Source organism: Desertihabitans brevis (assembly GCF_003327535.1).
Classification (GTDB): domain Bacteria; phylum Actinomycetota; class Actinomycetes; order Propionibacteriales; family Propionibacteriaceae; genus Desertihabitans; species Desertihabitans brevis.
The window spans coordinates 25,763-39,039 of record NZ_QOUI01000010.1 but is presented as its reverse complement, the minus strand read 5'-3'; the positions used below and the strand labels follow the sequence as shown (position 1 = coordinate 39,039).

13 protein-coding genes are annotated in these 13,277 nt (G+C 73.9%); 6 read left to right on the top strand and 7 right to left on the bottom strand.

The features are described 5' to 3' along the window. Positions 1-95: 95 nt before the first annotated feature. The 3 genes from DT076_RS15000 to DT076_RS14990 are packed head-to-tail and all read left to right on the top strand — an operon-like array spanning position 96 to position 4,451. Positions 96-2,261, top strand: a complete 2,166-nt coding sequence (locus tag DT076_RS15000; RefSeq protein WP_147264160.1) for a Stk1 family PASTA domain-containing Ser/Thr kinase — start codon at positions 96-98, stop codon at positions 2,259-2,261. Between the two features lie 46 nt (positions 2,262-2,307). After that, the gene (locus DT076_RS14995; protein ID WP_233493989.1) at positions 2,308-3,213 is read left to right on the top strand and encodes a DMT family transporter; all 906 of its coding nucleotides are present in this window, start codon (positions 2,308-2,310) and stop codon (positions 3,211-3,213) included. Further along, positions 3,210-4,451, top strand: a complete 1,242-nt coding sequence (locus DT076_RS14990; protein ID WP_147264159.1) for a DUF3137 domain-containing protein — start codon at positions 3,210-3,212, stop codon at positions 4,449-4,451. The genes DT076_RS14995 and DT076_RS14990 overlap by 4 nt, the downstream gene beginning before the upstream one ends. An 11-nt stretch (positions 4,452-4,462) precedes the next feature. Here DT076_RS14990 and DT076_RS14985 read toward each other — a convergent pair whose 3' ends face one another. After that, positions 4,463-5,113: an MBL fold metallo-hydrolase gene (locus DT076_RS14985; RefSeq protein ID WP_114127512.1), complete on the bottom strand. Its 651-nt coding sequence runs from the start codon at positions 5,111-5,113 to the stop codon at positions 4,463-4,465. A 36-nt stretch (positions 5,114-5,149) separates the two neighbouring features. Here DT076_RS14985 and DT076_RS14980 point away from each other — a divergent pair, with 36 nt between their 5' ends. Continuing rightward, positions 5,150-5,968 carry a DUF72 domain-containing protein gene (locus tag DT076_RS14980; protein ID WP_114127511.1) on the top strand — a complete coding sequence of 273 codons (819 nt, stop codon included), beginning with the start codon at positions 5,150-5,152 and terminating at the stop codon, positions 5,966-5,968. A 135-nt stretch (positions 5,969-6,103) separates the two neighbouring features. On the opposite strand, the gene DT076_RS14975 is transcribed toward DT076_RS14980, so the two are convergent. From DT076_RS14975 to DT076_RS14950, 6 genes are read right to left on the bottom strand one after another with little or no spacing between them, the layout of a single operon-like run. Then, positions 6,104-7,150, bottom strand: coding sequence for a threonine aldolase family protein (locus DT076_RS14975; protein WP_233493988.1), 1,047 nt, complete (start codon positions 7,148-7,150; stop codon positions 6,104-6,106). Positions 7,151-7,170: 20 nt separating this feature from the next. Further along, complete coding sequence (locus tag DT076_RS14970) at positions 7,171-8,571, bottom strand: class II 3-deoxy-7-phosphoheptulonate synthase (protein ID WP_114127510.1); 1,401 nt, start codon at positions 8,569-8,571, stop codon at positions 7,171-7,173. Between the two features lie 57 nt (positions 8,572-8,628). Then, complete coding sequence (locus DT076_RS14965; protein ID WP_233493986.1) at positions 8,629-9,279, bottom strand: response regulator transcription factor; 651 nt, start codon at positions 9,277-9,279, stop codon at positions 8,629-8,631. After that, positions 9,276-10,409: a MacS family sensor histidine kinase gene (gene macS / locus DT076_RS14960; RefSeq protein WP_114127509.1), complete on the bottom strand. Its 1,134-nt coding sequence runs from the start codon at positions 10,407-10,409 to the stop codon at positions 9,276-9,278. Before macS ends, DT076_RS14965 begins: the two co-directional genes overlap by 4 nt. Further along, entirely contained in the window at positions 10,399-11,148 is a 750-nt protein-coding gene (locus tag DT076_RS14955) for a lysophospholipid acyltransferase family protein (RefSeq protein ID WP_114127508.1), read from the bottom strand. The genes macS and DT076_RS14955 overlap by 11 nt, the downstream gene beginning before the upstream one ends. Further along, the gene (locus DT076_RS14950; RefSeq protein ID WP_233493985.1) at positions 11,141-11,911 is read right to left on the bottom strand and encodes a lysophospholipid acyltransferase family protein; all 771 of its coding nucleotides are present in this window, start codon (positions 11,909-11,911) and stop codon (positions 11,141-11,143) included. Before DT076_RS14950 ends, DT076_RS14955 begins: the two co-directional genes overlap by 8 nt. A gap of 75 nt (positions 11,912-11,986) precedes the next feature. On the opposite strand from DT076_RS14950, the gene DT076_RS14945 reads away from it, so the two are divergent. Continuing rightward, positions 11,987-12,811 carry an alpha/beta hydrolase gene (locus DT076_RS14945; RefSeq protein ID WP_233493984.1) on the top strand — a complete coding sequence of 275 codons (825 nt, stop codon included), beginning with the start codon at positions 11,987-11,989 and terminating at the stop codon, positions 12,809-12,811. Continuing rightward, a complete protein-coding gene (locus tag DT076_RS14940; protein WP_147264158.1) occupies positions 12,811-13,269 on the top strand; it encodes a hypothetical protein in 459 nt (152 codons plus the stop codon). Before DT076_RS14945 ends, DT076_RS14940 begins: the two co-directional genes overlap by 1 nt. Positions 13,270-13,277: the final 8 nt, after the last annotated feature.

Here is a 13,277-nt window from a genome sequence, read left to right as displayed (position 1 = left end):
GCGTTCTGTCGGTCTTCTGTGGTAGGGCCACCTATGCTCGCCATCAGGCTGACACGGCCTCCTTCCCCGACCGTGTACGGAGCTGAACTGTGACCATGACCAGCATGCGCGACCCCCTGGTCGGCCATGCCCTGGACGGTCGCTACGAGATCCTCGAACGCTTCGCCCGCGGCGGGATGGCCACCGTCTACCGCGCCCTCGACACCCGGCTGCAGCGGGTGGTCGCGGTCAAGGTGATGCACGAGGGACTCGGCGAGGACGGCGACTTCGCGCGCAAGTTCGACCGCGAGGCCAGGGCCGCGGCCAGGCTCTCCCACCCCAACGTCGTCTCGGTCTTCGACCAGGGCCACGGCGGCGGGCGTCCCTACATCGTCATGGAGTTCGTCGAGGGCACCACCCTGCGCAACGTCATCGGCCGCGAGGCCCCGATGACGCCGCTGCGCGCGCTCGACCTGCTCGACCCGGTGCTCTCGGCGCTCGCCACCGCCCACGAGGCCCACCTGGTGCACCGCGACGTCAAGCCGGAGAACGTGCTGATCTCCGAGCGCGGCCAGGTCAAGGTGGCCGACTTCGGGCTGGCCAAGGCGATCAGCAACCAGACCAGCACCGCCACCGCCGGGGTGCTCATCGGCACCGTCTCCTACGTGCCGCCGGAGCTGGTGGTGCACGGCCAGGCCGACACCCGCGCCGACGTCTACAGCTTCGGCATCGTGCTGTTCGAGCTGCTCACCGGGCGCAAGCCGCACGTGGGCGACTCGCAGTACGAGGTGGTCTTCGCCCACGTCAACAAGGACGTCCCGCCGCCGTCGTCGGTGAGAGGCACGTCGTGGCGGATCTCCCGCGACGCCATCCCGCCCTACCTCGACGTGCTGGTGCAGACCGCCTGCGCCCGTGACCCCGAGCGCCGCCCCCGTGACGCCCGGGTGCTGCAGGCGATGCTGCGCGAGGCCCGCTCCGCCCTGCTGGCCGGGGTGATGGACGACCCCGAGCTGACGGTGCGGATGACCCAGCCGCTCGGCTTCGCCGACGCCACCGCCCCGCACGTGCCGACCCTGACGACGCCCACCTCGCCGAGCAGCCCGGACCACCCGGCGGCGCCGGTCCGGCACGGGTTGGCCGAGCCGGTCGAGGCCGCGCTGCCCGAGCCGCCGACCACCGCCTCGGGCCGGATCCGCACCACCTTCACCGAGGACGACCTGCCCCGGCTCCCCCGCCCGGCCGAGCGCCGTCCGGCCGACCGACGTCCCACCGACCGACGTCCCGCCGAGCGCCGGCCCGACGCCCGGGTCCGGCGCCGACCCGCACCGCCGGTCGAGCCGGTCGGCGACGAGGTCTCCCGGCCGTTGCTGGAGCACGCCCGCCGGCGCACCCGGCGGGCCCGCGGACGCGGCCTGCTGGTGCTGCTGCTGGTGCTGCTGCTCACCGCCGCGGTGGCGGCCGGCACCTGGTGGATGGCCTCGGGCCGCTGGACCGCGGTGCCGCCGCTGACCGGGCTGGAGCGCGGCGAGGTGGTCTCGGCCGGCACCGCCGCCGACCTCGACGTCACCTTCGCCGAGGCCCACAGCGAGACCGTCCCCGCCGGGCAGGTGATCTCCTCCTCGCCGGTCGCCGACACCCGGGTGCTGCTGGAGAGCGACGTCGAGGTGGTGCTCTCCCGCGGGCCCGAGCGGTACGCCGTCCCCGACGTGGTCGGGAAGGACGTCGACGCGGCCGAGCGGGCGCTGGTCGAGGCGACCCTGGCGGTCGGCGAGGTCGAGGAGGTCTGGCACGAGGAGGCCGCCGCCGGCACCGTGCTGGACGCCGACGTCGAGGCCGGCACGGAGGTCAGGCGGGCCACCGAGGTGGGGCTCACCGTCTCCCGGGGCCGGCAGCCGATCGAGATCGAGGACGGCACCGGCCGCGACGCCGCCGACGTCGGCGCCGACCTCACCGACGCCGGCTTCGAGGTCGAGACCACCCGCGTGCACTCCGACACGGTCGAGGCGGGCGACGTGGTCGCGCAGTCCCCCGCCTCCGGCACCGCCCACCGCGGCGACACCGTCACCCTGACGGTCTCGGAGGGTCCCGAGCTGGTCACCGTGCCGAACGTCCGGGCGATGGGGGTCGAGGCCGCCACCCGGACGCTGGAGCAGGCCGGTTTCGAGGTGGAGACGGCGCGGGCCGAGACCAACGACCTCGGTCTCGGCTACGTCGCCAGCGCCGACCCCGGCTTCGGGACCGAGGCGCCCGAGGGCTCCACCATCACCCTGTTCCTCATCTAGCTGCCGAGCGCGCCGGCCGCCCGCGCCCGGACCGTAGAGTGTCCCGGTGCCACGCCCCCGCCTGGGCGCCCTGGCCATGGCCGCCCTCGTCACGATGGCCGCCATCTGGGGCTCCACCTTCTTCCTCATCAAGGACGTCGTCAGCCGCGTCCCGGTGACCGACATGCTGGTCGTCCGGTTCGCGATCGCCACGGTCGCGCTGGTCGTGGTGCTGGCCCCGCGCCGCCAGCTGGTGCTGTCGCGGCCGGTGCTGGTCCGCGGGAGCCTGCTCGGGCTGGTGTTCGGCGCGGCGCAGGTGCTGCAGACCTACGGCTTGGAGCTGACGTCGGCCTCGATCTCGGGCTTCGTCACCGGGCTCTACGTGGTCATCACCCCGCTGCTCACCTGGGTGCTGCTGCGGCACCGGGTCGGGCTGCTCACCTGGCTCGCCGTGGCGCTGGCCACCGTCGGGCTCGGGGTGCTGTCGCTGCAGGGTCTGCAGGTCTCCCCCGGCGCCCTGCTCACCCTGGCCAGCGCCGCCTGCTACGCCCTGCACATCGTCGGGCTGGGACGGTGGAGCGAACCCGGCACCGCACTGTCGCTGACCGTCGTCCAGCTGGCCGTGGTCACCGTGGTCTGCCTGCCGCCGGCGCTGGCCGACGGGCTGACCCTGCCCGCCACCGGCTTCGACTGGGGCGCGGTGCTGTACCTGGCCCTGATCGCCGGCTCGTTCACCATGCTGCTGCAGACCTGGGCCCAGTCGCAGGTGCCGGCCACCCGGGCAGCGGTGGTGATGAGCCTGGAGCCGGTCTTCGGCGCGCTGTTCGCCGTGGCGCTCGGCGGGGAGTCGTTCACCTGGCGGATCACCGTCGGCGGGCTGTCGATCCTGGCCGCGATGTACCTGGTCGAGCTCGGTCCGCTGCTGCGTCGACGCCGGGCCGGACCCCGTGATCGGGCAGGCTTGCCCGCATGAGCACGGGCGATGTGGTGGCCATCCTGATCGGGGTGCTGGTGCTGGGCGGCATCGTCCTCGGCATCGTGCTGGCGGTCCGCCGGCACCGCTGGATCAAGGGCATGCGGGAGAAGGGCTGGGAGTTCGTCGACAGCCCGCACCTCGCGATCACCGCCGACCTCGGCTGCCCGCCCTTCGGCCAGGGCTTCGTCCGGAAGGTGGACGACCAGGTGCTGGGGCAGGTCGGCTCGCCCCCCGTGCCGTTCCAGATGGTGGAGTACCACGCCCGCTCCTTCGACGACGAGCTGGCGGTGCTCAAGCTGCCCTTCGCGCTGCCCGAGCTCTACGTCTGCGACGGCAGCACCGCCCGGGTCGGCTGCGTCGGTGAGGTGCACCCGCACCCGCGCTGGACCGTGCTGACCACCGACCACGCCGCCGCGGACGCCGTGCTGGGCGCCTGCGGCCCGGCGCTGGAAGCCCTGGCCGCCACCGGCCACAAGGTCGACCTCGGCATCGACGGCTCCAACCTCGTCGCGCTGTCGGCACCGCGGGAGGCCGAGCACCTCGACCCGTTCCTGCAGGCCCTGGCCGGGGTGGCGCACGGGCTGGCCACCCTGGAGCGGCACCGGGTGCCCGAGCCGGCCCGTCCGCCGTTCCCGTTCTACCGGCGTCCGGACTGGGTCTACCACGGCCGTCGTGACGACCTGCTGCGGACGGTGCGGCACCAGACCGGCGGCTTCGGCCACCGCGCCGAGCACGTCCTCACCGGCGACAGCGGGCAGCTTCCCTTCATCGCCCTGCGCCACCACTGGAAGACCCAGACCACCGTCACCACCAGCGACGGCCGCGGCGGCACCACCACCCGCACCCAGACCAACCACCACTCCGAGGACCTGCTCGAGATCACCCTGCCCGCGGCGTGGCCCTTCCTGCTGGTGGGCGACGCCGGCTGGTTCGCCGGCGGGGAGAAGGTCGAGCTGGAGTCGGCCCGGTTCAACGAGCTGTTCGACGTCCGCAGCGACTCCCCCAAGCTGGCCTACGACGTGCTGCACCCGCGCCAGATGGAGTACCTGATGCAGAGCCGGCCGCCGACCTTCACCCTCTCCGGCACGGTGCTGCGGGTCAGCTCCTCCCACGACACCGAGTGGATCGGGCACACCCTGGACGTCCTCACCGGCTTCCTGGCCCGGGTACCGGGCTGGGTGTGGAAGAACCTCGGCGTCCCCGAGCCGTCCTTCACCCGCCCCGAGCTCGGCTGAGGACGTCCGGCTCAGAGCTCCTGGGGACGCTGGGAGGCGAGGTCGAGCACCTCGGTGCTGGTCATCTCGGCGAACCGGCCGACGACCATGGCACGGCCGCGGTCGTTGAGCAGGCCGTCGTGGATGGGGAACAGCCGACCCGCCCCGACCGCCCGGATGAAGTCGATGTGCTCCTTCATCGCCGCCCACGGCGCGTAGGCGGGCACCGCGAGCAGGTCGATCCCCGACGGCACCGCCGCCAGCGAGTCGCCGGGGTGGAAGAAGGTGGGCTCGCCCTCGGCGCGCAGCACCAGCCCGACGTTGCCGATCATCGGCAGGTCGCGGTGGATCACCGCGTGGTCGCCGCCGACCGCCTCCAGCTGCCAGGGGCCGAGGGAGAGCTCCTGCCCGGCCGCCAGCCGGATGAGCCGTCCCTCGTCCACGCCGAGGTCGACCGTGTCCGGCACGCCGGGCTCGACCACCACCCGGGCGTCGGGGTTGGCCGCGAGCAGCGCCGGCACGTGCTGGGGGTCGACGTGGTCGGGGTGCAGGTGGGTGATGAGGACCGCGTCCAGGTCGTGCAGCCCGTGCCAGGAGCTGGAGAAGGCGCCGGGGTCGATCAGGAGCCGCTGACCGCCGCCCTCGACGAGGACGGCGGAGTGTCCGAGGTGGCTGATCCGCATGGGGTCAACGTAGCCCCGGCCGGGTCACCGGGGAGGATGGGGTCCGTGATCCGCATCGGCATCTCCGGCTGGCGCTACGCGGGCTGGCGCGGCAGCTTCTACCCCGCGGGGCTGCCGCAGCGCCGCGAGCTCGAGCACGCCGCGTCCCGGCTGGGCACGATCGAGGTCAACGGCACCTTCTACTCCCTGCAGCGTCCGAGCAGCTTCCGCCGCTGGCGTGCCGAGGTGGGCGACGGCTTCGTCTTCGCGGTCAAGGGCAGCCGGTTCATCACCCACCTCAAGCGGCTCACCGACATCGCCACCCCGCTGGCCAACTTCTTCGCCCAGGGTGTGCTCGAGCTGGGTCCGACGCTGGGACCGGTGCTGTGGCAGCTGCCCGCCCGCCAGTCCTTCGAGCCCGAGCAGCTGGAGGCCTTCCTGCGGCGGCTCCCCCGCACCACCGGCGCCGCGGCCGAGCTCGCGGCGGGCCACGACGACCGGTTGGCCGCCGACCGGGTGGCGCTGGTCGCCGAGCGTCCCGAGCAGCCGCTCCGGCACGCGCTGGAAGTGCGTCACGAGAGCTTCCGCAGCCCCGCCTTCTGCGACCTGGCCCGCGAGCACCAGGTCGCCATCGTGGTCAGCGACGGTGCCGGGCACTGGCCGGTGTGGGAGGAGGTCACCACCGACCTCTGCTACGTCCGCCTGCACGGCGACACCGAGCTGTACGCCAGCGGCTACACCGACGAGGCGTTGGACCGGTGGGCGGAGAAGGTGCGCGGCTGGGCGGAGACGGCCGACGTCGTCGTCTACTTCGACAACGACGCCAAGGGCCACGCCCCCTTCGACGCCGAGCGACTGGCCGCCCGCCTCACCTAACCGACCCTGGACACGTGTAGGTCATCGCGGTCACGGCCGGCGTGTCGCGGCGTGTCGCGCGGCCTGCACCGTTCCCCGGACACGATCCCAGGGCCGGCCACCCCGGCCGCCGACGGCTGGCGTCCGCGGCAGCTGTCAGGCGGCGTCGGCGGTGAGCAGCTCGCCCACGACCTCACCCGCGCGGGCGCAGTCCTCGCCGGAGACGTCGCGGTGGGTGACCGCGCGGACCAGCTTCGGCCCGACCGCCGAGAGCAGCACGCCGCGCTCCCGGGCCCCGGCCACCACCGCGGCCGCCGACCCGGTGCTGCGGAGCAGGACGATGTTGGTCTGCACCCGCTCGGGCTCGGTCGCTCCGGGCGCCCGCTCGGCGACCGCGTCGGCGAAGGCGCGGGCCGCGGCGTGGTCGGCGGCCAGGTCGTCGAGGTGGGAGTCGAGGGCGTGCAGGCAGGCCGCCGCGAGCATCCCCGCCTGCCGCCAGCCCGCTCCGAGCCGCTTGCGCCACACCCGGGCGCGGCGGACGGTCTCGGCCGAGCCGACCAGCACCGAGCCGACCGGGGCGCCCATGCCCTTGGAGAAGCAGACGCTGACGGTGTCGAAGAGCCGGCCGTAGGTCTCCAACGGGACGCCGGTGGCGACATGGGCGTTCCAGAGCCGGGCGCCGTCCAGGTGCCGGCCCACCCCGGCCGCGGCGGCCAGCGCGCTCAGCTCCTGCAGGTGCTCCAGCGGCTGCACGGTGCCGCCGGCGAAGTTGTGGGTGTTCTCCAGCGCGATCGCGCCGGTGCTCACCAGGTAGGGTCCGGCGGCGGGTGAGAGCAGCCGCTCGACCTGCGCCACCGTGGTCACCCCGCCCTCGCTCGGCCAGGTGCGCATGGTCAGCCCCGACACCGCGGCGTGCGCGCCCATCTCGGCCCGGGCGATGTGGGCCTCGGCGTCGCAGAGCACCTCCTGCCCGGGCTCGACCAGCGAGCGCACCCCCAGCACGTTGGTCAGCGAGCCGGTCGCGCAGTACAGGCCGGCCTCGTGCCCCAGCAGGGCCGCGGTCCGGCGCTCCAGCTCGTGCACCGTCGGGTCCTCGTCGTAGACGTCGTCGCCCACCGGCGCGGCGAGCATCGCCTCCCGCATCGCCGGCGTCGGACGGGTGACGGTGTCGCTGCGCAGGTCGACGGGGTGCGGCTCGGCCACGGTGCTCCTGGGGTGGAGGGTCAGAAGTTGATCGGGGTGTAGTCCTGCACCGGGTTGACCCGCTTGATCCGCCCGTCGGTGAGCCGCTCGGAGACCTTGAAGGCCAGCTCCAGCGACTGGTTGCGGTTGAGGCGGGGGTCGCAGGCGGTCTCGTAGCGGGTGCCGAGGTCGGCCTCGGCCAGCAGCTCCGCACCACCCACGCACTCGGTGACGTCGTCGCCGGTCAGCTCGACGTGCAGCCCGCCCGGCCAGGTGCCGAGCCGGTCGTGGACGTCGAAGAAGCCGTCCACCTCCTCGACCACGTCGGCGAAGGCGCGGGTCTTGTAGCCGCCGGCGGCCTCGAAGGTGTTGCCGTGCATCGGGTCGCAGATCCAGGTGACGGTGCGACCGGACGCCTGCACGGCCTCGATCACCGGCGGCAGCCCCTCGCGGATCTTCCGCGCACCGAAGCGGGTGATGAAGGTCAGCCGCCCGGGCTCACGGTGCGGGTCGAGGGCGTCGGCCAGCGCCAACGCGTCCTCCCCGGTGGTGGTCGGCCCGAGCTTGACCCCGATCGGGTTGCGGACGTGGCGCAGCAGCTCGACGTGGGCCCCGCCCAGCTGCCGGGTGCGCTCGCCGATCCACAGCATGTGGCCCGACACGTCGTAGGGCCGGTCGGTGCGCGAGTCGATCCGGGTCAGCGCCTGCTCGTACTCCAGCAGCAGCGCCTCGTGGGAGGCGTAGAAGTCGACGGTGCCGAAGACGTCGTCGTCGATCCCGCAGGCCACCATGAACGCCAGCGCCCGCTCGATCTCGGCCACCAGGTGCTCGTAGCGCTCGTTCACCCCGGCGGTGCGGACGAAGTCGGCGTTCCAGCTGTGCGCGCTGCGCAGGTGGGCGAACCCGCCGCCGAGCAGCGCCCGGGACAGGTTGAGGGTGGCGGCGGAGGCGTTGTAGACGTCCAGCAGCCGGCGCGGGTCGGGGGTGCGGGCCTCGGGGGTGAAGTCGAAGCCGTTGACGGCGTCGCCACGGAAGGCCGGCAGGGTGACGTCCCCGCGGGTCTCGGTGTCCTTGGAGCGCGGCTTGGCGTACTGCCCGGCGATCCGGCCGATCTTCACCACCGGCACCTGGGCGGCGTAGGTCATCACCACCGCCATGCTCAGCAGCGTGCGCAGCTTGCCCTGGATGTTGGCGGCGGTGACGCCGTCGAAGGTCTCGGCGCAGTCCCCACCCTGCAGCACGAAGGCCTCCCCGGCGGCCACCGAGGCCAGGTGCTCGCGCAGGTCGTCGCACTCACCGGCGAAGACCAGCGGCGGCCGCAGCCGCAGCTCCTCCACCACCGACTTGACCGCCGCCGGGTCCGGGTACGTCGGCTGCTGCGCCGGGTTCAGCGCGTGCAGCTCCTCCAGCGACGGGATGCGATCGGACACGCAGCACAACATACGACCGAACCCCAGCCCGGCCCACCCGCGGCCACGGGGTGGACCCGTCCCGCCGGGTCAGTCCCGGGCGGAGATGCCGCGCTCGATGGCGTACAGGGCCAGCTCGACCCGGTTGTGCAGCTGCAGCTTGCGCAGCACGTTCTGCACGTGGTTCTGCACGGTGCGGTGGGAGACGTAGAGGGTGTCGGCGATCTCGCGGTAGGCCATCCCCTTGGCCACCAGCCGCAGCACCTCCACCTCGCGGGCGGTCAGCGCCGGGCCCTGGTCGTCGTGCTCCTCCGCGCGGCTGACCATCCGGCGGAACTCCCCCAGCACCAGACCGGCGAGCCCGGGGGTGAACACCGCGTCGCCCTCGGCGGTGCGCCGGACGCCGTCCATCAGCTCCTCCGGCGAGGCGGACTTCACCAGGTAGCCGCGGGCCCCGGCCTTGACCGCGCGCAGCACGTCCGCACGCTCCCCGCTGGCTGAGATCACCAGCACCCGGGTCTCGGGCAGCACCCGCAGCAGCTCCTCGGTGCAGGAGGCGCCGTCCGGGCCGGGGATCTGCAGGTCCATCACCACCACGTCGGGCCGGGTGGCCCGGGCCCGCCGCAGCACCTCCGCCCCGTTGGTGGCGGTGGCGACGACCTCGAACCCGGCCTCCTCCAGGTCGCTGCCCAAGGCCTCCAGCCACATCGGGTGGTCGTCCACCAGCATCACCCGGGTCACCGTCGCACCTCCTCGGGGAGCCGCAGCTCCCACTCCACCCCGCGACCGGGCGCGGTCCGCAGGATCGCCGTGCCACCCAGGTCGCGCAGCCGACCGAGGATCGAGTGCCGGACGCCGAACCGGCCGCGTTCGGCGGCGTCCTCGAAGTCGTCACGCTCACCACCCACGCCGTTGTCGCGGATGCTGACCACCAGCTCGTCGCCGTCGCGCTCGAGCAGCACCCAGGCCCGGGCGGTGGGGCCGGCGTGCCGGCGGACGTTGGTCAGCACCTCCGAGACGGCCTGGTCGACCTCGGCCGCGCGCTCGGCGTCCACCACCACCTGCCCGCCGGGGGTCGAGATCGTCACCGTCGGTGAGGAGTGCCGGTCCAGCATCGCGGCGAGGTCGGTGTGGGTGGTGTCGATCCGCCCGCCGGGCGGGCGGTCGCTGTCCAGCAGCAGCCGGCGCAGCGCGATCTCCTGCTCCTGGGCCGCGGCGGCCAGCCGCTCTCCGCGCACCCCGAAGGCTGGGGCCTGCCGCTCGACCAGGGCCAGCACCTGCAGCACGCCGTCGTGCACCACCCGCGCCAGCCGTTCCCGCTCCTGGACGGCCGCCGCCTCGGCGATCACGGTGTCCCGCTCGCGGACCGAGCGGCGCAGCGTGCTGACCAGGAAGCCGACCGCACCGGTGAGCAGCACGAACCCGATCTCGCCGTCCCAGGTGGTCACGTCGGTGTTGGCCGAGGCGACCACGTCGAGCGCGGCCGTCAGCAGCGCCGCCAGCGTGCCCCACACCCAGCTGACCCACAGCGTCAGCGCCATCGCCGCGCTGGCCAGCCAGAGCGCCACCACCGACAGGTGGGTGCCGGCGTGTGCGGGGCCGAGCACCGCCGGTCCGGCCAGCACCAGCACCAGGGTGAGCCCCAGGTCGGTGGCGAACACCCAGGGACGCCGCCGGGCCGGCACGGCGTAGCACCACAGCGCCAGCACCGTCCACACCACGACGACCATCATGACGATGCCCAGCAGCAGCGGGTGGGCCGCGCTCGGCAGCCGGGCGGCGTCCACCACCACGACGTAGAGCACCGCCGCCAGCCGGACGGCGGCGTAGCCGCGGAAGACCTCGCGGACCTCGACGACCTCAGCGGCCATGGGGGCCCTGCCCGCCGCGGGTGACGTACTCGTCGACGTACTCCTGGCCGGTCAGCTCCATCACCGCGTACATCACCTCGTCGGTGATCGAGCGGAGCACGAACCGGTCGTCGTCCATCCCCTGGTAGCGGCTGAAGTCGAGCGGGGCGCCGAAGCGGATGACCGGCGAGACCACGCGGCTGAGCACCCGCCCGGGTGGGGCGATGACGTCGGTGTTGACCAGGCCGACCGGCACCACCGGCGCCCGCGCCCGCAGCGCCAGCCGCGCCACGCCGGTGCGGCCGCGGTAGAGCCGGCCGTCCGGGGAGCGGGTGCCCTCGGGGAAGATGCCGAACAGCTCGCCGCGGCGCAGCACCCTGAGCCCGGCCAGCAGCGCGGTCTGGGAGGCCGCTCCTCCGGACCGGTCGATCGGCACCTGCCCGGTGCCGGCGAAGAACCGCCGCTGGGCCCAGCCCTTGACCCCGCCGCCGGTGAAGTAGTCCGACTTGGCGACGAAGGTGATCCGCCGCTCGGTCGCCATCGGCAGGAACACCCAGTCGGAGAAGGACAGGTGGTTGGCGGCCAGGATCGCCGGCCCGTGCCGTGGCACGTGGTGCTCGCCCTCCACCACCGGGCGGAAGACCCGGTTGACGACCGGGCCGAGCACGACGTGGCGCAGCAGCGCGTACAGCCCGCGCCCGGTGGCCCGGGTGGGCTGGTCCTCCTCGGACCCGTCGGGGTCGGGAGGCGGCTCAGCCACCGGAGGGCTCCGGCAGCTCGGGCCGCGGCGTGCCGGCGCCAGGCCGGGGCAGCACCTTGGCGTCCAGCTCGGCCGCGCTCAGCGAGCCGTTCTTGGCCGAGCTGGCGTAGACGTCGACGTAGGTCTGGCCGGTGAGCTCCTGGATGGCGGCCATCATCTCGTCGGTGACCCAGCGCAGCACCTCCCGGCTGGGGGTGATGGAGCGCAGCTCGGAGAAGTCGAGCGGGGCGCCGATCCGGACCCCGGGCCTGCGCATCATCGGGATGCCGAACGGGCCGCGGTGCACCTGCGTGCCCACCACCCCGACCGGCAGCACCACGGCGTCGCCGCTGAGCACCAGCCGGGCCGCGCCGGTCTTGCCCTTGTAGAGCCGGCCGTCCGGGGAGCGGGTGCCCTCGGGGTAGATGCCCAGCACCAGCCCGGTCTCGGCCAGGTGGTCCTGGACGGCGCGCAGGCTGTCCACGCTGGCCCGGCCGCCGGAGCGGTCCATCGGCTGGATCCCGACGAAGCGGAGGAACCAGGCCACCACCCGCGCGCCCAGCCCCTTGCCCTTGGTCTCGAAGATCTCCGACTTCGCCGGGAACGTCATCTGCCGCGGCAGCATCACCGGGGTGACGATGGTGTCGCCCCAGGAGATGTGGTTGCTGACCGCGATCACCGGGCCCGAGGCCGGCAGGTGCTCCACCCCCTCCATCCAGGGTCGCCACAGCAGCCGGGCGACCGGACGGAAGAGCAGGGACCTGAACAGGGTGTAGCTGAGCACGAGACCTCCCGGACGGCGATCCTAGTGGTCGGCGGCCGGGCGAGGGCGGGCCGCCGCGACGACTACCATCGCGGTGTGCGTCCGAGCAGGCAGCGCCGGCTCTCCCGAGCCACCCCCGCGGTGGTGGAGCCCTACCCCGTCCGTCCCGAGGCCGCGCCGTTCCACGCCGACGGCGACCGGGTCGGGGTGCTGCTCTGCCACGGCTTCACCGGCTCGCCGGCCTCGATGCGTCCCTTCGCCGAGCACCTGGCCCGGGCGGGGCGCACGGTGGCGCTGCCCCGGCTGCCCGGTCACGGCACCCACTGGCGCGACCTGGCCGAGACCACGTGGACCGACTGGTACGCCGCGGTGGAGCAGGAGTTCAACGTGCTGCGCCGCTCCTGCGGCCAGGTGTTCCTGGTCGGGCTGAGCATGGGCGGCGCGCTCGCGCTGCGGGTCGCGGCCCGCTACGGCGCCGACGTCAGCGGGCTGGTGCTGGTGAACCCCGCGGTGAACAGCACCGACCGGCGGCTGGCGGCGCTGCCGCTGCTGCGTCGGGTGACCAGCACCGTCGGGGCGATCGGCAACGACATCAGCAAGCCCGGGGTGGACGAGTGCGGCTACCCCCGGACGCCGCTGCGGGCGCTGGGCTCGGTGCTGGAGCTGTGGGCCGACGTGCGCGGTCAGCTGGGCCGCGTGCACCAGCCGCTGCTGCTGCTCCGTTCCCGCACCGACCGGGTGGTCGACCCGAGCTCGGCCCGGATCATCCTCGCCGGCGTCGCCTCGAGCGACGTCGAGGAGGTGGTGCTCGAGCACAGCTACCACGTGGCGACCCTCGACCACGACGCCCCGCTGGTGTTCGCCCGCACCGAGGAGTTCATCGCCGCGCACCGGCGTCCGGAGCGGCAGGAGGCGGTGTGATGCCCGAGCGCGACCAGCGCGAGCCGGCCGAGTTCGACCGCGTCTTCGCCGAGATGACCGCCGGCTGGACGGTCGAGGTGCCGGACGCCCCCGAGCCCGAGACCCCACCCGAGCCGGAGCCGTCCCTCCCCCGGCGCGACCCGTCTGCCTGGGCCGAGGACCACCCGCTGTTCCGCCACGAGGAGGCCGAACCGGAGCCGGACGAGGAGGAGGACGAGGGCCACTTCGAGAAGCCGCCGCTCACCCCGGTGCCCTGGGGCTCGCTGTCGCTGCCGGCCCTGGTCGGTGCGGCGCTGATGACCTTCACCGTGGTGGTGCTGCTGCTGGTGCTGCTCGGGCTGCGCTTCCCGACCCCGGTGGGCTACGCCGCGGTGGCCGCCTTCGTGCTCGGCTTCGGGCTGCTGATGACCCGGTTGCACCGCGGTCACGACGACCGCGGCAGCGGCGCCCAGCTGTAGCGGTCAGG